The sequence below is a fragment of the Streptomyces sp. NPDC036764 genome (genome assembly GCF_055609385.1).
In genome coordinates this window covers 1,484,625-1,507,869 of sequence record NZ_JBVJPT010000001.1, presented here as the reverse complement: position 1 = coordinate 1,507,869, position 23,245 = coordinate 1,484,625, and the positions used below count along the sequence as shown (strand labels likewise).

Sequence of the window (23,245 nt, the reverse complement as noted above, 5' to 3'; positions counted from 1 at the left end):
TCTTGATCACGCCCGCGACGCCGGAGGCGGCCTGGGTGTGGCCGATGTTGGACTTCACCGAGCCGAGCAGCAGCGGCTGTTCGCGGTCCTGGCCGTAGGTGGCGAGCAGGGCCTGGGCCTCGATCGGGTCGCCGAGGCTGGTGCCGGTGCCGTGCGCCTCGACGGCGTCGACCCCGGCCGGGGTCAGGCCGGCGTTGGCCAGAGCCCGGCGGATGACGCGCTGCTGGGCGGGGCCGTTGGGTGCGGTGAGCCCGTTGGAGGCGCCGTCCTGGTTGATGGCCGTGCCGCGGACGACGGCGAGCACGCGGTGCCCGAGCCGTTCGGCGTCCGAGAGCCGTTCGACGACGAGCATGCCGACGCCCTCCGCCCAGCCGGTGCCGTCCGCGTCGGCGGAGAACGCCTTGCAGCGGCCGTCGGCGGACAGCGCGCCCTGCGCGGTGAACTCGACGAAGCCGACCGGTGTCGACATCACGGTCACACCGCCGGCCAGCGCGACGGTGCACTCTCCCGCGCGCAGCGCCTGCACGGCGAGGTGCAGCGCCACCAGGGAGGAGGAGCAGGCGGTGTCGACGGAGACGGTGGGGCCTTGCAGGCCCAGTGTGTAGGCGACGCGGCCGGAGAGCAGGCTGCCGGACTGCGCGGTCTCCCAGCGGCCGAGCTCGTCCGGGAGCCGGTAGTCGCCGCTGGTGCCGCCGACGAACACGCCCGCGTCGCCGCCGCGCAGCCCGGTCGGGTCGATACCGGCCCGTTCCAGCGCCTCCCAGGCGGCCTCCAGGACGAGCCGCTGCTGCGGGTCCATCACGAGGGCCTCGTTGGGCGAGATGCCGAAGAAGCCGGGGTCGAAGTCGGCCGCGTCGGCGAGGAATCCGCCGCGCCGGGTGATGCTGCCGCCGGGCCCGCCGGAGAGCAGCCGGTCGAAGTCCCAGCCGCGGTCCAGCGGCATGTCGCCGGTGGCGTCGACGCCGGCGACGACGAGGTCCCACAGGTCCTCCGGGGACCGTACGCCGCCGGGGTAGCGGCAGCTCATGCCGACGATGACGATCGGGTCATCGGTCGCCGCGGCGGGCACCACGGGGGCATTGGTCCGTTCGGACTGCCCGGTGGCGCCGAGGAGTTCGGCGAGCAGGTGGCGGGCGAGTTCGTCCGGGGTCGGGTGGTCGAACACGGCCGTGGCGGGCACCGTCAGGCCGGTGGCGCGGGCCAGTTGGTCGCGCAGGTCGACGGCGGCGAGCGAGTCGAAGCCGAGGTCGCGGAAGGGGCGGTCGGGTTCGATCGCGTCGGCTGCGGCCGTGTCGGTGCCGTGTCCGAGGACAAGAGCGCTCTTCTCCCGTACCAGGCGCAGGAGTCGGTCGGCGCGTTCGGTCGCGGGAAGGGCACGGATCTCTTCGCGCAGGCGCGCGGCCGGGTCGTCGCCGGGTTCGGTGCCGGTCGCGGCGGCCAGCGCGGCGCGGGCTTCGGGCAGGGCCGCGAACAGGGCGGTGGAGGTGCCGCTCGCGGTGTGCGCGGGGGCGAACGTCGCCCAGTCGACGTCGGCGGCGGTGACGGCGGGCAGGCCGAGGCCGACGGCCCGGTCGAGGGCGGCGAGCGCGGTGTCCGCGGTGAGCGCGGGCAGTCCGCTGAGCCGCAGATGCCCGGCGAGGGACGGCTCCACGGTGCCGGCCCAGGCGTTCCAGGCCACGGCCACGACGGCCCGGCCCCGCTCCCGGCCGCGCTCGGCAACGGCCTCCAGGGCGGCGCCGGCGGCGGCCTCGGCGGCGCGGCCCCGGGCGCCCCAGGTCGCGGCGATCGAGCCGAACAGGACGAAGGCGTCCAGGTCGCGGTCGGCGAGGAGCTCGTCCAGGGCGAGCACCCCGGCGAGTACGTCGTCGAGGGTGGGTTCGCCCGCCGGGCCGTCGCGCAGATCGTGGAGGCGCTGCGGCGTGCGGTCGCCTCCTCGCCGGACGGCGGGTTCCTCCGCGTGGACGACGGCGGTGAGCGCGGCGGCGTCCGGGCTGTCGAGGAGTGCGGTCAGGGCGGTGCGGTCGGCGATGTCGCAGGTGTGGACGGTGACGCGGGCCGCGGCCGTGGTGCTGCCGGGGACGCCGCGTTCGGCGGTGTCCGCGTTGAGGAGGACGCGTTCGGCGATGTCAGCGTCGGGGTCGCGCCCCACGAGCAGGACGTGGTCGGCGCCACCGAGCGCGGCGTGGCGGGCGACGGCGACGCCCATCGGGCCGGTGCCGACGACCAGCACGGTGCCGCGTGGCGTCCAGTCGGCGCCGTCGGCGTCCGGGCGTACGCGGACGACACGGCGGGCCCGCAAGCCGTCGGCACGCAGGGCCAGTTCGCGTTCGACCGACGCCTGGCCGGCCGCGTCCGCTGCGAGGGTGAGCAGGGCGCCCAACCGAGCGTCGGGGGCGGTGTCGAGGTCGAGCAGGCCGCCCCAGCGGCCCGCGTGCTCCAGGGCGGCGACGCGTCCGGCACCCCAGGCCGCGGCGGACGTCGGCTGCGGCGCGGGGTCGGCGGCGTCGGCCTTGAAGCCCCGGTGGGTCGCGCACCACAGCGGTGCCGTGAGACCCGCCCGCTCCAGCAGGAGCAGCAGTCCGTCCGGGCCGTGGGCGCGCACCGCGCCGGGCAGGGCCAGCACACCGGCCGGTTCGACGGCGAGATCGGCGAGACCGGCGAGCGTGTCGATGCCGGCCCGGTGAATACGATCGCCACCCAGTTCCGGAACGGCGGCGTCGACCCGCTCAAGGCGATCGGCACCCAGCCCCGCGACGGCGGCGTCGGCCCATGCCTCGTCGCCGTCCCCGGCCAGCAGCAGCCAGCGCCCCGTGCCGGAGTCCTCGGGCAGCGCGGTCGTCACCCACTCGGCGCGGTAGAGCAGGTCGTCCGCGGCGGCGCGGGCGCGGCGCCTGCGGCGCCAGGTCGCCAGGGCTGCCGTCGCCTCGGAGCCGAGGTCGGCACCCAGGGTGACGGCGAGTGCCGCGGGGTCGGACGCCTCGACCGCCTGCCAGAACTCCGCGTCCACGGGGTCGGCCTGGGGCACGGGTGCGGTCTCGGGCCAGTAGCGGCGGTGCTGGAAGGCGTAGGTGGGCAGGTCGACCAGGCGGGCGCCGGTTCCGGCGAAGAAGCTCGCCCAGTCCACCGGTACGCCGTCGGCGTGCAGGCGGGCCAGGGCGGTCAGCGCGGCGGTCGGTTCGTCGCCGTCCCGGCGCAGCAGCGGCACCACGGGCGTGGTGTCGTCGAGTTGGGAACGTACGGCGCCGGAGAGCACGGCGTCCGGACCGGCCTCGACGAAGGCGCCGACGCCGGCGTCCCGCAGCGCGGCGACGCAGTCGGCGAACCGGACCGTCTCCCGCACATGCCGTACCCAGTAGTCGGGGCTGCCCAGTTCGCCGTCCGTGGCGGGGCGTCCGGTGAGGTTGGAGACGACGGTGAGCGTCGGCGGACGGAAGGTCAGGCGGTCGAGCGCGGCACGGAACTCGCCGAGCATCGGCTCCATCAGCGGCGAGTGGAAGGCGTGGCTGACCCGCAGCCGGGTGATCTGCGCGGCGTCGAGCCGGTCGAGGACGGCGTTCAGCGCGCTCTCCTCGCCGGACAGCACCACCGCGTCGGGCGCGTTGACGGCGGCGACGGCGACGGCGTCACCGAGCAGCGGCCGTACGTCCTCCTCGCTCGCCCGTACTGCGGCCATCGCGCCGCCCGGCGGCAGGGCGTCCATGAGCCGGGCCCGGGCAGCGACCAGGGCACAGGCGTCGTCGAGGGTGAGGACGCCCGCGACATGGGCGGCCGTGATCTCGCCGACGGAGTGCCCGGAGACGTACTCGGGAGTGACGCCCCAGGACTCCAGCAGCCGGAACAGGGCGACCTCGACGGCGAAAAGGGCGGGTTGCGCGGTGCCGGTGCGGTCGAGGGCGGCCGTGTCGTCGCCCCACATCAGGGGCCGCAGCGGACGGCCGAGTTCCAGGTCGAGGCGGGCCAGTACGGCGTCGAGCGCGTCGGCGAACACCGGGAAGCGGGCGTGCAGTTCGCGGCCCATGCCCAGGCGCTGGCTGCCCTGCCCGGAGAACAGGACGGCGAGCGGGCCGCGGCTGCCCCGGGCCCGGCCGCGTGCGGCCTCGGTCGTGCCGTGGGGTCCGGCGAGCAGTACGGCGCGGTGCGGGAGGGCGGCACGGGCGGTGGCCAGGGTGAGGGCCACGTCGGCGGCGGTCCCGTTCAGGTCCGCGGCCCGCAGCCGGTGGAGCTGGGCGTCGAGGGCGGCGGCGGTGCGGGCGGAGACGACCCACGGCCACGGAGCGGAGGGCTCCGCACCGGCCCCGGCCGCGGTCGCCCGCTCTGTGACGGCCGGTGCTTCGGTCGGCTGCTCCACTGCGGCCGGTGCTTCGGTCGGCTGCTCCACTGCGGCCGGGCCTTCGGGCGACTGTTCCGCTGCGGCCCGGGCCTCGATCGACAGCTCCATTGCAGCCGGGTCCTCGGTCGGCTGCTCCGCCGCGGCCCGGGCCTCGATCGACAGCTCCATTGCAGCCGGGTCCTCGGTCGGCCGTTCCGCCGCGGCCCGGGCCTCGATCGACAGCTCCATTGCAGCCGGGGCCTCGGTCGGCCGTTCCGTGGCGGCCGGTTCCCCGGGCGCCTGCTCCACGACGACGTGGGCGTTGGTGCCGCTCATGCCGAACGCGGAGACTCCCGCGCGGCGCGGCCCGTGATCGGCGGCCCATTCGGTCGGCTCGGTGAGCAGCGTGAGGCCGCCGGGCGTCCAGCCGATGTGCGGGGAGGGCTGCTCGGCGTGCAGGGTGCGCGGCAGGACGCCGTGGCGCATGGCGAGGAGCATCTTGATGACACCGGCGACACCGGCGGCGGCCTGGGTGTGGCCGAGGTTGGACTTCACCGTGCCGAGCAGCAGCGGCCGTTCGCGGTCGCGGCCGTAGGCGGCGAGCAGGGCCTCGGCCTCGATCGGGTCGCCGAGGGTCGTGCCGGTGCCGTGTGCCTCGACGGCCTGGACGTCGGCGGGCCGCAGTCCGGCGTCGGCGAGGGCCTGCCGGATGACGCGCTGCTGGGAGGGGCCGTTGGGGGCGGTGAGTCCGTTGGAGGCGCCGTCCTGGTTGACGGCGGAGCCGCGGATGAGGCCGAGGACGTGATGCCCGTTGCGGCGGGCGTCGGAGAGCCGTTCGAGGACGAGGACACCGACGCCTTCGGACCAGGAGGTGCCGTCGGCCGCGGCGGAGAACGCCTTGCAGCGGCCGTCGGAGGCGAGTCCGCCCTGGGTGCTGAACTCGACGAACGCGTCGGGTGCCGACATCACCGACACTCCGCCGGCCAGGGCGAGGCCGCAGTCGCCGTCGCGCAGCGCCCGCACGGCCCAGTGCAGGGCGACGAGCGAGGCGGAGCAGGCGGTGTCGACGGTGACGGCCGGCCCTTCCAGGCCGAGGACGTAGGCCAGCCGGCCGGAGAGCACGCTGGCGGTGTTGCCGGTGGCGGCGTAGCCCTGGACGTCGGCGGTGCCGCGCCGCAGGACGGTGGCGTAGTCCTGGCCGTTGGTGCCGACGAACACGCCGGTTGGGGTGGCGCGCAGGCCGGTCGGGTCGATGCCGGCGCGCTCCAGGGCCTCCCAGCTCGTTTCGAGCAGGAGTCGCTGCTGCGGGTCCATGGCGAGGGCCTCGCGCGGGCTGATGCCGAAGAAGTCGGCGTCGAAGTCGGCGACGCCGTCCAGGAATCCGCCTTCTCGGGTGGCGGAGGCGCCGGCGGCGAGTGCGGTGAGGTCCCAGCCGCGGTCGTCGGGGAACGGGCCGATGGCGTCCCGGCCGTCGGCGAGCAGCCGCCACAGGTCGTCGGGTCCGCTCACACCGCCGGGGAACCGGCAGCCGATGCCGACGACGGCGATCGGGTCGTCGGCGACCGCCCGCACCTGCGGCACCGCGTCGTCGGGCGTGGACTCGGCGGTGTCGCCGAGGAGTTCGCCGAGCAGGAAGTCGGCGAGGTGCTGCGGGGTGGGGTGGTCGTAGACCAGGGAGGCGGGCAGGGTGAGGCCGGTGGCGGCGGCGATGCCGTTGCGCAGTTCGAGGGTGGTCAGCGAGTCGAAGCCGAGGTCGCGGAAGGTCCAGTCGGCCTCGACGGTCCGCGGGTCGGCGTGGCCGAGGACGGCGGCGATGGCGGCGCGCAGCAGGTCGAGCAGGGTCCGGCCGCGTTCGGCTGCGGGCAGCGCGGCCAGCCGGGTCCGCAGGTCGTCCCCGCCCGGCTCACCGGGCCGTTCCTCGGCCGATGCGGGCCCGGCGAGTTCGGTGAGCAGTGCGGCCGAGGCGGGCTGAAGGGCGGCGAGGCGGGGCCAGTCGACGTCGGCGACGGTGACGGCGGTGTCGCCGTGGGCGACGGCGTCCAGCAGGGCGTCGACGCCGGCTTCCGGGTCCAGCGGGGTGAGTCCGGCGCGACGCAGCCGGCGATCGACGTCCTCTCCGGCCGCCATGCCGGATCCGGCCCACGGCCCCCAGGCGATGGCGGTGGCGGGCAGTCCGTCGGCGCGGCGGCGGGCGGCGAGCGCGTCGAGCCGGGCGTTGGCGGCGGCGTAGTTGCCCTGTCCGGCGGCGCCGACGACACCGGCGGTCGAGGAGTACAGCACGAAGGCGGTCAGCGGCAGTTCGCGGGTGAGCGCGTCGAGGTTCTCCGCGCCGGTGACCTTGGCCCGCAGTACGGCCGTGAAGTCGTCCGGCGTGAGGGCGTCCAGGACGCGGTCCTCGACGACGCCGGCCGTGTGCAGTACGGCGGTCAGCGGGGCGTCGGCGGGCACCTCGGCCAGGACGGCCGCGAGCGCGTCGCGGTCGGCCGCGTCGCAGGCGGCCAGGGTGACGCGGGCGCCCAGCGCGGTCAGTTCGTCCCGCAGCTCGGCGGCACCGGGCGCGTCCGGGCCGCGGCGGCTGAGCAGCAGCAGGTGCCCCGCGCCCTCGCGGGCGAGGCGACGCGCGGCGTGCGCGCCGAGGGCGCCGGTGCCGCCGGTGACGAGGACGGTGCCGTGCGGGTCGGCGAGGCCGTGGGCCGGAGTCGCCGGGGTCTCGCGGTGCGGGGCCCGCACGAGCCTGCGGACGTAGACACCGGAGTCACGTACGGCGCTCTCGGTGACGCCACCGGCCAGCACGGCCCGCAGTCGCCGCCCGGCAGCGGCGTCGACCTCGTCGGGCAGGTCCACCAACCCGCCCCGGCGGCCGGGTTGTTCGAGCGCGACGACCCGGCCCAGTCCCCACACCGCGGCCTGGGCGGGGTCGCGCACGGGTTCGCCCGCACCGAGGACGGAGACTGCGCCGCGGGTCGCGCACCACAAGGGTGCGTCGAGTTCGGCGTCGCCGAGGGCCTGGCAGGCGGTCGCGGTCAGCGCGGCGGCGTCCTCTCCCGCGAGCGCGAGGAGGGACAGTACGCCGGTGAACGGCTCGTCCAGGGCACGGAGTCGGTCGGCGGTCCGCGCGCGGTCACCGGTGACGGTGACGCGTACGACGGGTGTGCCGAGGGCGGTGAGGGTGCCCTCCGCCCACTCGGGGTCGGCCATGTCCTCGGGCAGCAGCGCCAGCCAGGTTCCGGTGAGGGCGGCGGTGGCGGGCTGGACGGGACGCCAGACGACATGGTGGCGCAGGGCGTCGAGACGGGCCCGGTCGTGGCGGCGCCGGCGCCAGGCGGCGAGGGCTGGCGTGAGCGATCGGGCGGCGTCCGTGTCGAGGCCGAGCTGTGCGGCGAGGGCGTTGGTGTCCTCGCGTTCGACGGCGGACCAGAAGGCGGCGTCGGCGGGGTCGGCGGCGACCGCCGGTGCTCCGGTGCCGGGTTCGGGCCAGTAACGCTGCCGTTGGAAGGCGTAGGTGGGCAGGTCGAGGTGATGGTCCGTCACATCCGCACCGGCGAGGAAGGCCGCCCAGTCCACGGTCACGCCGTGCACATGGGCACCCGCGACGGCGGTGGTGAGCTGCGGGACCTCGGCCCGGTCGCGGCGCAGCAGCGGTACGACGGCCGCGGACCCGCCCGTGGCGGGGTCGGCGTCGAGCACGGCCCGGGCCATGCCGCTGAGGACGGCGTCGGGGCCGATCTCCAGGAACGTCCGCACACCGCGGCCGGTCAGGGTCGTCACGGCGTCGGCGAAGCGGACGGTGTCGCGGAGGTGCCGCACCCAGTGGTCGGGGGCGGCGAGTTCGTCGTCGGTGATGACGTCGCCGGTGCGGGTCGACACGAGCGGGAGCACGGCGGGCGCCGACCCGATGCCGGCGACGGCCTCGGCGAACGCGTCGAGTACGGAGTCCATGCGGGGCGAGTGGAAGGCGTGGCTGACGCGCAGCCGACGAGTGCGGTGGCCGCGGGCGTCCAGCGCGGCGGCGACGGCCTCGACGGCGTCCTCGTCGCCCGACAGGACCAGCGAGGCGGGCCCGTTGACAGCGGCGACGGACACCCGCCGGTCCAGCAGCGGGGCGACTTCGTCCTCGGTCGCCGTCACGGACACCATCGCGCCGCCCTCGGGCAGCCCGGCCATGAGGCGGGCGCGGGCGGCCACCAGCGCGCAGGCGTCGGCCAGTTCGAGCACGCCGGCCGCGTGGGCGGCGGCGATCTCGCCGACGGAGTGCCCGGCGACGTAGTCCGGCGCGATGCCCCAGGACTCGACAAGTCGGAACAGCGCGATCTCGAAGGCGAACAGGGCGGGCTGGGTGTATCCGGTGTGGTCGAGCAGCGCTGCCTCGGGGGTGCCCTCGGGCGCGAACATCACGTCCCTCAGCGGCACGTCGAGCCCGGTGTCGAGGTGGGCGAGGGCGGCGTCCAGCGCGTCGGCGAACACGGGGTGGCGGTCGTACAGTTCACGCCCCATGCCGAGGCGCTGGCCGCCCTGGCCGGTGAAGAGGAAGGCGACCCGTCCGCGTCCGGCGCCGGGCGTGACCGGGCGGACCACGCCGGGGTCGGGCTGCCCGTCGACGAGCGCGCGCAGGCCGCGCAGCAGGTCGTCCCGGTCGTACGCGACCACGGCGGCGCGGCGCTCGAACGCCGAGCGGTGCAGGGCGAGCGCGGCGGCGAGGCGGTCGACCGGCAGGTCGGGCCGGTCCTCGGCGAACGCGAGGAGGCGGCCGGCCTGGGCGCGCAGGGCGTCGTCGCCGCGGGCGGAGAGCAGCACGGGGAGCGGGCCGGACGCCGCCAAGTCCTGGGATGCGGCGAGCTGTTCGGCATCGGCTGTACCCCACGAACCCGGCAGTGCGGCCTCGGGCGCATCCGTACCAGGCTGTGCGCCCTCGGTCGTACCCGAACCCGGCAGTGCGGCCTCGGGCGTATCCGAACCAGGCTGTACACCCTCGGGCGTGCCGGCAGCCTGCTGACCCGGCAGTGCGGCCTCGGTCGTGCCGGCCCCCTGCTGACCCGGCTGTGCGCCCTCGGACATGCCCGCACCCGGCCGACCCGGCTGCTCGTTCCGGCGTGCGCCGGCCCGCTCCGGAGCCTCTTCCAGAACCGTGTGGACGTTGGTGCCGCTGATGCCGAACGACGACACCGCGGCGCGCCGGGGCCGTCCGGTGTCCGGCCAGTCGGTGGCCTCGGTGAGCAACCGCACCTCGCCCGCGGACCAGTCGACGTGCGTGGACGGCGTGTCGGCGTGCAGGGTCGGCGGGAGGACGCCCTGCCGCAGCGCGGTGACCATCTTGATGACACCTGCGACACCGGAGGCGGCCTGGCTGTGGCCGATGTTGGACTTGACCGAGCCGAGCAGCAGCGGCCGTTCGCGGTCCTGGCCGTAGGTGGCGAGCAGGGCCTGGGCCTCGATCGGGTCGCCCAGGGCGGTGCCGGTGCCGTGCCCCTCGACGGCGTCCACGTCGGCCGGTTCCAGGCCGGCGCCCGCGAGGGCGGCGCGGATGACGCGCTGCTGGGCGGGGCCGTTGGGCGCGGTGAGGCCGTTGGAGGCGCCGTCCTGGTTGACCGCGGAGCCGCGGACGACGGCGAGCACGGGGTGGCCGTTGCGGACGGCGTCGGAGAGCCGTTCGACGAGGACCATGCCGACGCCTTCGGCGAGCGCCATGCCGTCGGCGCCGTCGCCGTACGCCTTGCAGCGGCCGTCGGGGGCGAGGGCGCGCTGGCTGCTGAAGCCGAGGAAGGTGTTCGGGGTGGCCATGAGGCTGACGCCACCCGCGAGGGCGAGGTCGCTCTCGCCGTTGCGCAGCGACTGGCAGGCCAGGTGCAGTGCGGTGAGCGAGGAGGAGCAGGCGGTGTCGAGGGTGACGGCCGGGCCCTCCAGGCCGAGCAGGTAGGAGACGCGGCCGGACAGGACGCTCGTGAGGGAGCCGGTCACGGCGTGTCCGTCGGCGCCCTCACCTTGGGCGGCGGGGTAGTCGTGGTAGCTGGCGCCGATGAACGCGCCGGTGCGGCTGCCGCGGATCGTCTCGGGCACGATCCCGGCGCGCTCGAAGGCCTCCCAGGACGTCTCGAGGAGCAGCCGCTGCTGCGGGTCCATGGTGAGGGCCTCGCGGGGCGAGATGCCGAAGAACAGCGGGTCGAAGCCGGCGGCGTCGCGCAGGAATCCGCCCTGGACGGCGTAGGTGCGTCCGGGGGTGTCGGGGTCGGGGTCGTACAGCGCGTCGACGGGCCAGCCGCGGTCGGCGGGGAAGCCGCTGATGGCGTCGGTGCCGGACATCACGAGGTCCCACAGGGCCTCGGGCGAGTCGACGCCGCCGGGGTAGCGGCAGCTCATGGCGACGATCGCGATCGGGTCGTCTGCGGTGACGGCGACGGACGCGGCGGGGCCGGAGGTGCGGGGGCCGGAGTCGTCGAGGAGGGTGCGCAGGAACGCGGCGAGGCCCGCGGGCGTCGGGTGGTCGAAGACGAGGGTGGCGGGCAGGGTGAGCCCGGTGGCGGAGGCGATCCGGTTGCGCAGGTCGACGGCGGTGATCGAGTCGAAGCCGATGTCGCGGAACGCGCGCCGCTCGGACAGGTCGTCTGGCCCGGCGAGGCCGAGGACTGCGGCGGCCTGCCCGCGCACGGTGTCCAGCAGCAGCCGGTCCCGTTCGGCGGCCGGCAGCGCGGCCAGCCGGGCGGCGAACTCGCCCTCGGCGGGGCCCTGTTGCCGCTCGACGCTCTCGACGGGTTGCCGGGTCTCGGGGACGTCGTGGAAGAGCCGGGTCTCGCGGACGGACGTGAAGACGGGGTAGTAGCGGTCCCAGTCGACGTCGGCGACGGCGAGCACGGTCTCGTCGTCGTCCAGGGCGCGGCGCATCCCGGCGAGCGCGAGGTCGGCGTTCATGAACACCAGGCCCGTGCGCCGGACTTGATCGGGGGCGACCCGGCCGACGCCGACTTCGTTGGCCCAGATGCCCCAGTGGACGGAGGTCGCCTTCAGGCCCCGGGCGCGGCGCGCGGCGGCGAGCGCGCCGAGGTGGGCGTTGCCTGCGACGTACGCGGCGTGCTGTCCGCTGCCCCACAGTCCGGCGACGGAGGAGAAGAGCACGAACGCGTCGAGGTCGTCGTCGGCGAGGAGCGCGTCGAGGTTGCGGGCGCCGTCGACCTTGGCGTGCAGGACCCGGGAGACGGCGGCGAGGTCGGTGGCGGCGAGGGTGTGCAGTTCGATGACGGCGGCGGCGTGGATCACCGTGCGCAGGGTGTGCCCGTCGGCGCGCAGGCGGTCGAGGAGTGCGCCGAGGGCGGCGCGGTCGGTGATGTCGCAGGCGGCGACGGTGACCTCGGTGCCCGACTCGGCGAGTTCGGCTACGAGTTCGGTGGCGCCGGGCGCGTCCGGGCCGCGGCGGCTGACCAGGACGATCCGCTCGGCGCCCTGGCCTGACAGCCAGCGGGCGATGTGCGGGCCCAGGGTGCCGGTGCCGCCGGTGACGAGGACGGTGCCGCGGGGGGTCCAGGCTTCGCCAAGTGCCTCGCCGACAGTGTCGCGATGTGTCGTTGATCGGCTGCGGCTGAGTTGTGGCTGGTCGCGCAGTTCCCCGCGCCCCTTCGGGGCGCTGCCGTGCCGTTGCCCGTCCTGCTGGGCCAGGCGGACGACGCGGCGGGCGAACGCCCCGGATGCGCGCAGGGCGAGCTGGTCCTCGGCGTCGTGTGCGCCGCCCGCGAGGAGGGCGGCGAGCCTGCGCGCGGCCCGCTCGTCGAGGGTGTCGGGCAGATCGACGAGGCCGCCCCAGAAACGGGGATGCTCCAGCGCCGCGGTCCAGCCGATGCCCACCGACTGCGCCTGTACGGGCCGCGTGACCCGGTCGGCGCGGCCGGTGGCGACGGCGCCCCGGGTCAGCAGCCACAGCGGGCGGTCCGCGTCGAGGTCGCCGAGCGCCTGGACGAGGAGGACGTTGAGGGCGGTGCCGAGGGCGGCACCCGGGTGGCCGGGGCAGTCCTGTTCGGCAGCGGCCAGCAGGGAGACGATGCCGGTGACGGGGGTCGTATCGCCGTCGGCCGACAGGCCCGCGTCCCGCAGCAAGTCGGCGACGGCAGCGCGGTCCAGGTGGCTGTCGTCGAGCACGAGCCGCACGGGTTCGGCTCCCTGCGCGGCGAGGGCCTGCATGACATCCGTGCCGTCGTCGCCGTCGGCGGTGACGACGAGCCAGCGTCCGGCGGCCGTACCGGACGGCACGGGCAGCGGCACCCAACGCACCTTGTACCGCCAGTCGTCCAGCGTGGACTGCTCGCTGCGGCGCCTGCGCCAGGCAGTGAGGCCGGGCAGGACGGCGGCCAGCGCGTCCTCGGCGACGTCGAGGTCCCGGGCGAGCCCCGGCAGGTCGGCGTCCTCCACGGCGCTCCAGAAGACGGCGTCCTCCGCGCCGGCGGCCCCCTCGGCCGCACCGGGCGTCACGGGCGGCACCCAGAGCCGCTGGTGCTGGAAGCGGTAGGTGGGCAGGTCCACCCGGTGTCGCGCGCCGCCGTCGTACGCCGCGGTCCAGTCGACGCGCACGCCGCGCACGAACGCCTCGGCGAGCGAGGCGAGCACACGTCGCGCGTCGTCCTCGCCGCGTCGCAGCGTGCCGCCGACGTACGCGGCGACGCCCGCCTCCTCGACGGAGCCCTGAATGCCCAGGGTGAGCACGGGGTGGGCGCTGATCTCGATGAACGCCCGGTGCCGGTCGGCCAGGAGTCGTTCGACGGCCGGTCCGAAGCGGACCGTCTGCCGCAGGTTGCGGTACCAGTACGCGGCGTCCGTGCCACCACCGTCCGCGGCCGGGTCGCCCAGCCACTCCCCGGTCACCGTGGACAGCATCGGGATGCGCGGTTCGCGCGGTGACACGGGGGCCAGCACGTCGAGGAGTTCGTCGTGCAGGTCCGTCACGTGCGCGGAGTGCGAGGCGTAGTCGACGGGGATCTTGCGGGCCCGCACGCCCTCGGCGGTGAGTTCGTCGTGCAGGGCGTCCAGGGCCTCGGGGTCACCGCAGACCACGACCGCGCCGGGCCCGTTGACGGCGGCGACGGTCAGCCGGTCCTCCCACGGCTCCAGGCGGGCGGCGGCATCGGCGACGGGCAGCGACACCGACATCATGCCGCCGCGCCCGGCGAGGGTCCGGCCGATGGCCTGGCTGCGCAGCGTCACGACCCGGGCGCCGTCCTCCAGGGAGAGCGCCCCCGCGACGACGGCCGCGGCGATCTCGCCCTGCGAGTGACCGATCACGGCGTCGGCGCGGACACCGTACGCCTCCCACACGGCGGCCAGGGACACCATCACGGCCCAGGTGACGGGCTGGACGACGTCCACCCGGTCGAGTCCGGGCGCGTCGGGCTCCTGGCGGAGCACGTCGGTGAGGGACCAGTCGACGAACGGTTCGAGGGCCAGCGCGCAGGCGGCGATGCGCTCCGCGAACACGGGCGACAGGTCGAGCAGGCGCGCGCCCATGCCGTCCCACTGGGTGCCCTGGCCGGGGAAGACGAAGACGGTACGGCCGTCGATGTCGGCCTCGCCGTGCACGACGGGCGCGGCGGGCTCCTGTCCGGCGAACGCGCCGAGTGCGGCGGTGAGTTCGACGGCGTCGCCGCCGAGGGCGACCGCGCGGTGGTCGAGCAGGGAGCGGGTGGCGACGAGGGCGTGACCGGTGTCGGCCGGGTCGTCGCCCGGCCGCGCCGCGGTGTGGGCGGCGAGCGCTGCGGCCTGGTCCCGCAGGGCGCCGCGGGCACGGGCGGACAGCACCCAGGGGAGGGCGCCGGTCACGGGGGGCGCGGTGGTCAGCGGAGGCTCGGCAGCCGTCGGCAGTGCGTCCGGGGCCTCCTCCAGGACCGCGTGCGCGTTGGTGCCGCTGATGCCGAAGGAGGACACGGCGCACCTGCGCGGACGTCCGTTCGCGGGCCACTGCCGCTCCTCGTCGAGCAGCCGGAGCACTCCCGAGGACCAGTCGATGTGCCGGGACGGCGTGTCGACGTGCAGGGTGGGCGGCAGGACTCGGTGCCGCAGCGCCAGCACCATCTTGATGATGCCGGCGACACCGGCGGCGGACTGGGCGTGCCCGATGTTGGACTTCACCGAGCCGAGCCACACCGGCCGCTCCGGGTCCCGGTCCCTGCCGTACGTCGCGACCAGCGCCTGCGCCTCGATGGGGTCGCCGAGCGCGGTGCCGGTGCCGTGTGCCTCGACGGCGTCGATGTCGTCCGGGGAGACGTGCGCGTTGGCGAGGGCCTGGCGGATGACGCGCTGCTGGGAGGGCCCGTTGGGGGCGGTGAGGCCGTTGGAGGCGCCGTCCTGGTTGACTGCGGAGCCGCGGATCACGGCGAGCACGGGATGGCCGTTGCGGACGGCGTCGGAGAGCCGTTCCACGAGCAGCAGCCCGACGCCCTCGCCGAGGGTCATGCCGTCGGCGCCGTCACCGAACGCCTTGCAGCGGCCGTCGGCGGCGAGTGCCCGCTGCCGGCTGAACGCCACGAACGAGTCCGGCGTCGTCATGACCGTCGCTCCACCGGCCAGCGCGAGGGTGCTCTCACCGCCGCGCAGCGACTGGCAGGCCAGATGCAGCGCGACGAGGGAGGACGAGCAGGCGGTGTCGACGGTGACGGCGGGCCCTTCGAGGCCGAGGACGTACGACAGCCGGCCCGACAGCACGCTGGGGCTGGACCCGGTGACCATGTGGCCCTCGGTGCCCTCTCCTGCGCCGCGCCCGTAGTCCTGGTAGCTGGAGCCGATGAACGCGCCCGTGCGGCTGGCGCGCAGCGTGCCCGGATCGATGCCGGCACGCTCGACGGCCTCCCACGCTGTCTCCAGCAGCAACCGCTGCTGCGGATCCATGACGAGCGCCTCACGCGGCGAGATCCCGAAGAACCCGGGGTCGAAATCGCCCGCCGCGTCGAGGAATCCGCCCTGTGTGGAGTACGTGGTCCCACTGCGGTCGGCGTCCGGGTCGTACAGCCCGGACGCGTCCCATCCGCGGTCGGCGGGGAACTCCCCGATGGCGTCCGTGCCGGAGGCGATCAGCCGCCAGAAGGCCTCCGGGGAGTCGACGCCGCCGGGGAAACGGCAGCTCATGCCGATGATGGCGATCGGTTCGTCGGACACGTCGGCCGCGGTCGCCACGACGTCGGCCCCATCGCCCTCGGCGAGGATCTCCTCGAGCAGGTGACGGGCCAGGGCGAGCGGCGTCGGACGGTCGAAGACCATGGTTGCGGGCAGCGCCAGACCGATGGCGGCGGTGAGCCGTTTGCGCAGCTCGACGGCCATGAGCGAGTCGAACCCGTGTTCCTGGAAGGCCCGCTCGGGCTTGACGGCGTCCGGCCCGGGATGCCCGAGCACGGCCGCAGCGTGAGTGCGGACCACATTGAGGACGAACGCCAACCGGTCGTCCTCACGGGCCGCCGACAGCCGCGTGCGCAACTCGGCCGCGGCACCCGCGTGCTCCTGCCGCGCCTGCTGGGCGGCGGCCGCGATCTGGCGGGCGCCGGGCAGCGCGGTGAGGGACGCGGTGTGCCGCAGCGCGAACATGCCGTCCAGCAGCCCGGCGTCGGCGAGATCGGCGACGACCGTGGCCGGCGCGCTCTCGGCGACCAGTTCGGCCATGGCCGTCAGCGCGATCTCCGGCTCCAGCGAACGTCCGAAGGCGTGCCGGCCGAGCCGCCCCTCGGCGGCCATGCCGGCTCCGCTCCACGCGCCCCAGGCGAGGGAGGTGGCGGGCAGCCCCGCCGCGACCCGCCGACGGGCCAGTGCGTCCAACGCGGCGTTCGCGGCGGCGTAGTTGGCCTGGCCGGGGTTGCCGACGGCGCCGGCGAGCGACGAGAACAGCACGAAGGCGTCCAGGTCCGGGACCAGGTCCCGGGTCAGCTCGTCGAGGACCTCGGCGGCGGTCGCCTTGGCCCGGAACACCGCGTCGAACCGCTCGGGCGTCAGAGCGTGCAGCACGCCGTCGTCCAGGACACCTGCCGTGTGTACGACGGCCGTCAGCGGCGCCGCGTCCGAGATCGCGGCCAGCAGTTCGCCGAGCGCCTCGCGGTCGGCGATGTCGCAGGCCGCGACGGTGACGTCGGCTCCGAGCGCCGTCAGCTCCTCCTCAAGCGCCGCCGCACCGGGCGCCTGCGGACCACGCCTGCTCACCAGCAGCAGCCGCTCGGCACCGTTTCCGGCGAGCCAGCGCGCGACATGAGCGCCGAGGGCGCCGGTGCCGCCGGTGACGAGCACGGTCCCGGAGGGACGCCAAGCGGCAGGGTGGTTGTCCGCGGATCGCTTCTCAGCGGGCGCCGGGACGAGCCGTCGGCCATACGAACCCGCTTCCCGTACGGCGACCTGGTCCTCGCCGTCGGTGCGCGCGAGCACGCCCAGGAACCGTCCCAGGGCCCGTTCGTCCAGTTCCTCCGGCAGATCGACGAGTCCGTCCCAGCGCTCCGGATGCTCCAGCGCGACGACCCGGCCGAGCCCCCACACGGCGGCGGCCCGTGGCTCCGGCAGCCCACGGTCGGCGTCATCCGTGGCAGGCACACTCACCGCCCCGGACGTCACCGCCCACACCCGCGCGTCGAGCCCCGCCTCCTCGAGCGCCTGCATGAGCACGGCCGTTCCGGTCACGGCCACCGGAACTCCGGAGTCCCGTACATCGCTTCCGGCGGCCAGCAGCGACACCACACCGGCGATTGCGGCACCGTCGTCGAGCCCGGCCAGGGTCTCCCGCAGGCGCAGCGCGACGCTGTCCGGAGCTTCCTCGGCCTCGACCTCCAGGACCAGGGTCCGCGCGCCGAGCGCTCTCACGACGGAGCGCACCCAGGTGTCCTCGCGCCGCCCGGACGCCACCACGGCCAGCCACGGCCCGGCCTCACGCACCCCGACCGCGACCGCGTCCCCGAGCGCCTGCCACGTCTCCCTGAACCGCAGCGCGTCCACGGCCGACCGCGTCCGCCGCCGCCCGCGCCACGCCGACAGCGCGGGCACCACGTCGTTCAACGCCGCGCTGCCGACGTGCAGTTGGGCCGCGAGAGCGTCCACGTCGGCGTCGTCCACGGCCGCCCAGAACTCGGCCTCGGCGGCATCGGTGACACCGCCGTCAGACGCCGACAACGCGGCGACGGCACCGGACTCGGGCCAGTAGTGCCGGCGCTGGAAGGGGTAGGTGGGGGCGTCGGCGAGACGGGCACCGGTACCGGCGAAGAGGGAGGCCCAGTCCACCCGGACGCCGTGCGCGAAGAGCCGGGACAGCGCCGTGAGAGCGGCCGCCTCCTCGGAACGGTTCTTGCGAAGTACCGGCGCGACGACGGCGCCCTCGGCCGAGTGGTTCTCGATGAGGGCGGTGAGGGTGCCGTCGGGGCCGATCTCCAGGAAGCGCGTCACGCCCTGGTCGGTGAGGGTGTGGATGCCGTCGGCGAAGCGGACGGTCTCGCGGACGTGCTGGACCCAGTAGTCGGCCGTGTTCGGGGTGGTGAGGGTGCCGGTGAGGTTCGAGACGAGCGGGATGCGCGGCTCGGCGAAGTGGAGACCGGCGATCGCGGCGCGGAAGTCCTCCAGCATCGGATCCATGAGCGGGGAGTGGAAGGCGTGCGAGACCCGTAGGCGGCTGGTACGGCGGTCCGGCAGGGCGGCGGCGACCGCGAGAACGGCCTCCTCGGTGCCGGAGAGCACGATCGAGGTCGGGCCGTTGACCGCCGCGACACTCACGTGGTCGGTGAGGTGCGGGATCACCTCGTCCTCGGCGGCCTCGACCGCGAGCATGAGCCCGCCCTCGGGCAGGGCCTGCATCAGCCGGGCACGTGCCGACACCAGCGTGCACGCGTCCGCGAGCGACAGCACGCCCGCGACATGGGCGGCGGCTATCTCACCGACGGAGTGACCGGCGAGGTATTTCGGGGTGACACCGAGGGAGGTCACCAGCCGGTACAGGGCCACCTCGATGGCGAAGAGCGCGGGCTGGGTGAACTCCGTGCGGTTCAGGGCCTCCTCGTCCTCGCCCCAGATCACCTCGCGCATGGCAGGGTCGAGCTGGGCAAGGACCTTGTCCAGGGCCCGGGCAAACACCGGGAATCGGTCGTACAGTTCGCGCCCCATGCCGAGACGCTGAGCGCCCTGGCCGGAGAACACGAACGCGAGCGGACCCTCGGCCGCCACTCCCCTGGCCGCCTCCGTGACGCCGTCCGCCGACGCCAGCAACACCGCCCGATGCGCGAACCGAGCACGACCACCGGCCAGCGTGTAAGCGACATCCGCCGACGGCTCGACCGCACGCACCAGTTCGATCTGCGCGTCCAGCGCCTGCTCGGACCGAGCCGACACCACCAACGGCACCACGGACGGCTGCTGAGCAGGCCTCGACTCCGGTGCGTCTACGGGCAGTTCGAGGATCACGTGGGCGTTGGTGCCGCTGAGGCCGAAGGACGAGACACCGACGCGGCGGGGGTGGTCGGCGTCCGGCCACGGCACCGCTTCCCGGACCAGCTCCACCGCACCCGCCGACCAGTCCACGTGGGACGACGGCGCATCCACGTGCAGGGTCGGCGCGACAGTGCCGTGCCGCATCGCCAGGATCGACTTGATGAGTCCGGCGGCGCCGGCGGCGGCCTGGGTGTGGCCGAGGTTGGACTTCACCGAGCCGAGCAGCAGCGGCCGTTCACGGTCCTGGCCGTAGGTGGCCAGCAGCGCCTGCGCCTCGATCGGGTCGCCGAGGGTGGTGCCGGTGCCGTGGGCCTCCACGACATCGACGTCCGCGGCGCTCAGGCCCGCCGACGCGAGTGCCTGCCTGATCACCCGCTGCTGCGAGGGGCCGTTCGGCGCGGTCAGACCGTTCGACGCACCGTCCTGGTTCACCGCGCTGCCGCGGACGACGGCGAGAATCCGATGCCCGTTGCGCACCGCGTCCGACTGCCGCTCCAGCAGCAGCACGCCGACGCCTTCGCCCCAGCCGACACCGTCGGCCGAGTCGGCGAACGCCTTGCACCGACCGTCCGCCGCCAACCCGCCCTGCCGCGAGAACTCGACGAAGGTCGTCGGCGTCGACATCACCGTCACACCACCGGCCACCGCGAGGGAGCACTCACCACCGCGCAACGCCTGCGCGGCCAGATGCACCGCCACCAGCGACGACGAACACGCCGTGTCGATGGAGACGGACGGGCCTTCCAGGCCGAGGGTGTACGCGACGCGGCCCGAAACGACGCTCTGGGAGCTGGCGTTGCCACGGAAGCCCTCGAATTCGGGGCCCGCGAGCAGGTGGGCGTAGTCGCTGTACATGACGCCTGCGAAGACACCGGTCTGACTGCCGCGCAGGGAGGTCGGGTCGATACCGGCCCGTTCGACGGCCTCCCACACCGACTCCAGCAGCAGCCGCTGCTGGGCGTCCGTCGCCAGCGCCTCACGCGGACTCATCCCGAAGAACTCCGGATCGAAGCCGCCGACGCCGTTGAGGAAGCCGCCCTCGCGGGCGGACGAGGTGCCCGTGTGTTCGGGGTCGGGATGGTAGAGCCGCTCCACGTCCCAGCCACGGTCCTCGGGGAATCCGGACACGGCGTCGCCGCCCTCGGACACCAGCCGCCACAGATCCTCCGGCGACGCCACGTCACCCGGGAACCGGCAGGCCATGCCCACGACGACCACCGGGTCGTCGGCCACCGCCGCCACCGAGGTCACCGGGGCGGCCGTACGCGAACCGAGCACCTCGTCCAGCAGGAAACCGGCGAGCGCGCTCACCGTCGGGTAGTCGAACACCAAGGTCGCCGGCAGTCGCAGACCGGTCACCGACTGCAAGCCGTTGCGCAGTTCGACGGCGAGCAACGAGTCGAAGCCCAGGTCGCGGAAGGATCGCGAGTCGTCGAGGCCGGCCGGGCCGTCATGGCCCAGGACCAGCGCCACCTGCCCCCGCACGAGGTCCAGCAGCACCTCGCGCCGCTCCACCTCGTCCAGCCCGGTGAGCCGCTGGAGCAGACCGCCCGCCGCGACCACTCGACGACGCGAACGCACCAGCCCGCGCAGCATGGCGGGCACGTCACCCCGGTCCCGGATCGTGCGCAGATCGAGCGGGATGGGAAGGACGACGGCGGCGTCGTGGGCCATGGCGGCGTCGAACAGCGTGAGTCCTTGCTCCGGTGTCACGGCGGGGAAGCCGGTACGGGCGAGGCGTTCGCGTTCGGCGGAGGTGAGGTCGCCGGTCATGCCGGTGCCGTCGAGGTCCCAGGGTCCCCATACGAGGGACGTGGCGGGCAGGCCGAGGGTGTGGCGGTGCTCCGCGAGGGCGTCGAGGAAGGCGTTGGCGGCGGCGTAGTTGGCCTGTCCGGTGCCGCCGAAGGTGCCGGCGGCGGAGGACACGAGCACGAACGCCCCGACGTCGGGCAGGAGTTCGTGCAGGTGCCATGCCGCGTCCGCCTTGGGGCGCAGCACGGAGTGCAGTCGTTCGGCGGTGAGGCTGCCGACGAGTCCGTCGTCGAGTACGCCCGCGGCATGGACGACCGCCGAGACGGACCGCCCGGCCAACGCGCCGGTCAGGGCGTCCGCGAGCGCCACACGATCGGAGACGTCGCAGGCCGCCACGTCTACCCGCTCCGCCCCCGACTCGGCCAACTCGGCGACGAGTTCGTCAGCGCCCGGCGCATCGGCGCCGCGCCTCGACAGCAGTACCAGCTCTCGTACGCCGTGCGAGCGCACGAGATGCCGGGCCAGCACCGCGCCGAGTCCGCCGGTACCGCCGGTCACCAGGACCGGGCCCCGGCCGGTCCAGGGCCGGGCCGCGTCGGCGGGCGTGGCGGCCCGCACGACCCTCGGCGCTTCCAACCGGCCTTCGCGTACGGCGGTTTCGGGCTCGTCGAGGGCCAGGGCCCGGCGCAGCAGGTCGGGGGAAGGCTCTTCCCCCGTCGGCCAGGACAGCAGGCCGACGCGTCCGGGGTGTTCGTTCTGCACCGTGCGGAGCAGGCCACGTACGGCACCGACGACCGGTTCGGGCATGCCGGTGGTGGTCACGACGAGACGGGCGTCCGGGTGCCTTTCCTGATCGAGCCACTCCTGGACGAGTCGCAGGACGTGAGCTGTCGTGTCTCGCACGGCGGTGACGAGGTCATCGGCGGTCGTGTCGCCCTTGATGAGGGCGAGGACGACGCCGGGGGACGCGTCGGTGAGGGATGCGAGATCGGGGTGCGCGGTGGCGCCCCATGCTTCGGCCGACGGGGTGGCGTCCTCACCGATGACGGCGAGCGGGCCCTCGTAGGGCTCCGTGGCGGTGACCTGTGTCCACTCGATGCGGTAGAGGTCGCCGCTCGTGCGACTCGCCGAGAGACGGTCGTCGGCGGGGCGGACGACGAGGCGGTTCACCGACGCGACCGGGTTCCCGTCCTGGTCGGACACAGTCACGGCGATGTTGCCGGTGCCGGCGCCGGTGGTGGTGCGCACCAGCCTGGCCCGCACCGTGGAGGCGCCGGTCGCGTGCAGGGACACGCCCTCCCAGGCGAAGGGCAGCAGTCCGCCCGACTCCTCGGTCTCCCCGCCGGTGAACGCGGCCGCGTGGAGCACGGCGTCGAGAAGGGCCGGGTGCAGACCGAATCCGCCGGTCGGAACGTGCTCGGGCAGCTCGGCCTCCACGAACACCTCGCCACCGCGCCGCCAGGCGGCGCGCAACCCCTGGAACACCGGGCCGTACGCGAAGCCGGCCTCCTCCCGCGCCTCGTAGAAACCGTCGAGGTCCACGGGCCGGGCGTCGGCGGGCGGCCACGCCGTGACGTCGAGCGTCTGCGGCGAGCCGTCCTGCACGGCGAGCGTGCCGGAGGCGTGCTGGGTCCAGGGCAGATCGTCGTCCGACGTGTCCGGGCGGGAGTGGACGCCGACGGAACGGCGGCCCTCCTCGTCCGGAGCCCCGACGGCGATCTGGATCCGCACGGCCGCACGCGGTCCGAGGGTCAAGGGGACGCCGAGTGACAGCTCCTCGACCCGGCCGCATCCGACCTCGTCCCCCGCACGCAGGACCAGGTCCAGGAACGCGGTCGCCGGCAGCAGCACATGGCCGTGCACGGCGTGATCGGCGAGCCAGGTCTGCGTACCTGCCGAGAGCCGCCCGGCGAGAACCACCCCATCGGACTCCACCAACGGCACGACCGCACCCAGTAGCGGATGCCCGACGGGTGCCAGCCCCAAGGCCACGGCGTCCTGGAGGGAAGGGGTGACGGCGGGCCAGTAGTGCCGGCGCTGGAAGGGGTAGGTGGGGGCGTCGGCGAGACGGGCACCGGTTCCGGCGAAGAAGGAGGCCCAGTCCACCGGAACGCCGTTCGTAAAGAGCCGGGACAGCGCCGTGAGAGCGGCTGCCTCCTCGGTCCTGTTCTTGCGGAGCGTCGGGACGACGAGAGCGTCCTGGGGGGCGGTCTGCTCGATGAGGGCGGTGAGGGTGCCGTCGGGGCCGATCTCCAGGAAGCGCGTCACACCCTGGTCGGTGAGGGTGTGGATGCCGTCGGCGAAGCGGACGGTCTCGCGGACGTGCTGGACCCAGTAGTCGGCCGTGTCCGGGGTGGTGAGTGTGCCGGTGAGGTTCGAGACGAGCGGGATGCGCGGCTCGGCGAAGTGGAGACCGGCGATCGCGGCGCCGAAGTCCTCCAGCATCGGATCCATGAGCGGGGAGTGGAAGGCGTGCGAGACCCGCAGACGGCTGGTGCGACGCTCCGGCAGGGCAGCGGCGACCGCGAGAGCAGCCTCCTCCGTGCCCGAAAGCACCACCGAGGAGGGCCCGTTGACCGCCGCGATGGACACACCGTCGACGAGGTGAGGAGCGACTTCGCCCTCACCCGCCTCCACGGCCAGCATGAGCCCACCCTCGGGAAGTGCCTGCATCAGCCGGGCACGTGCCGACACCAGCGTGCACGCATCCGCGAGCGAGAACACGCCCGCGACATGCGCGGCGGCTATCTCACCGACGGAGTGACCGGCGAG

The 23,245-nt window shown here is 74.9% G+C and carries 1 protein-coding gene (running past both ends of the window); it reads right to left on the bottom strand.

The whole window is internal to a type I polyketide synthase gene (locus ACZ69Q_RS06415) on the bottom strand: the coding sequence, 39,408 nt in all, runs 4,091 nt past the left edge and 12,072 nt past the right edge, and what appears here is coding positions 12,073-35,317 — codons 4,025 (complete) to 11,773 (partial); reading right to left, the first codon wholly in view occupies window positions 23,243-23,245. Both the start codon and the stop codon lie outside the window.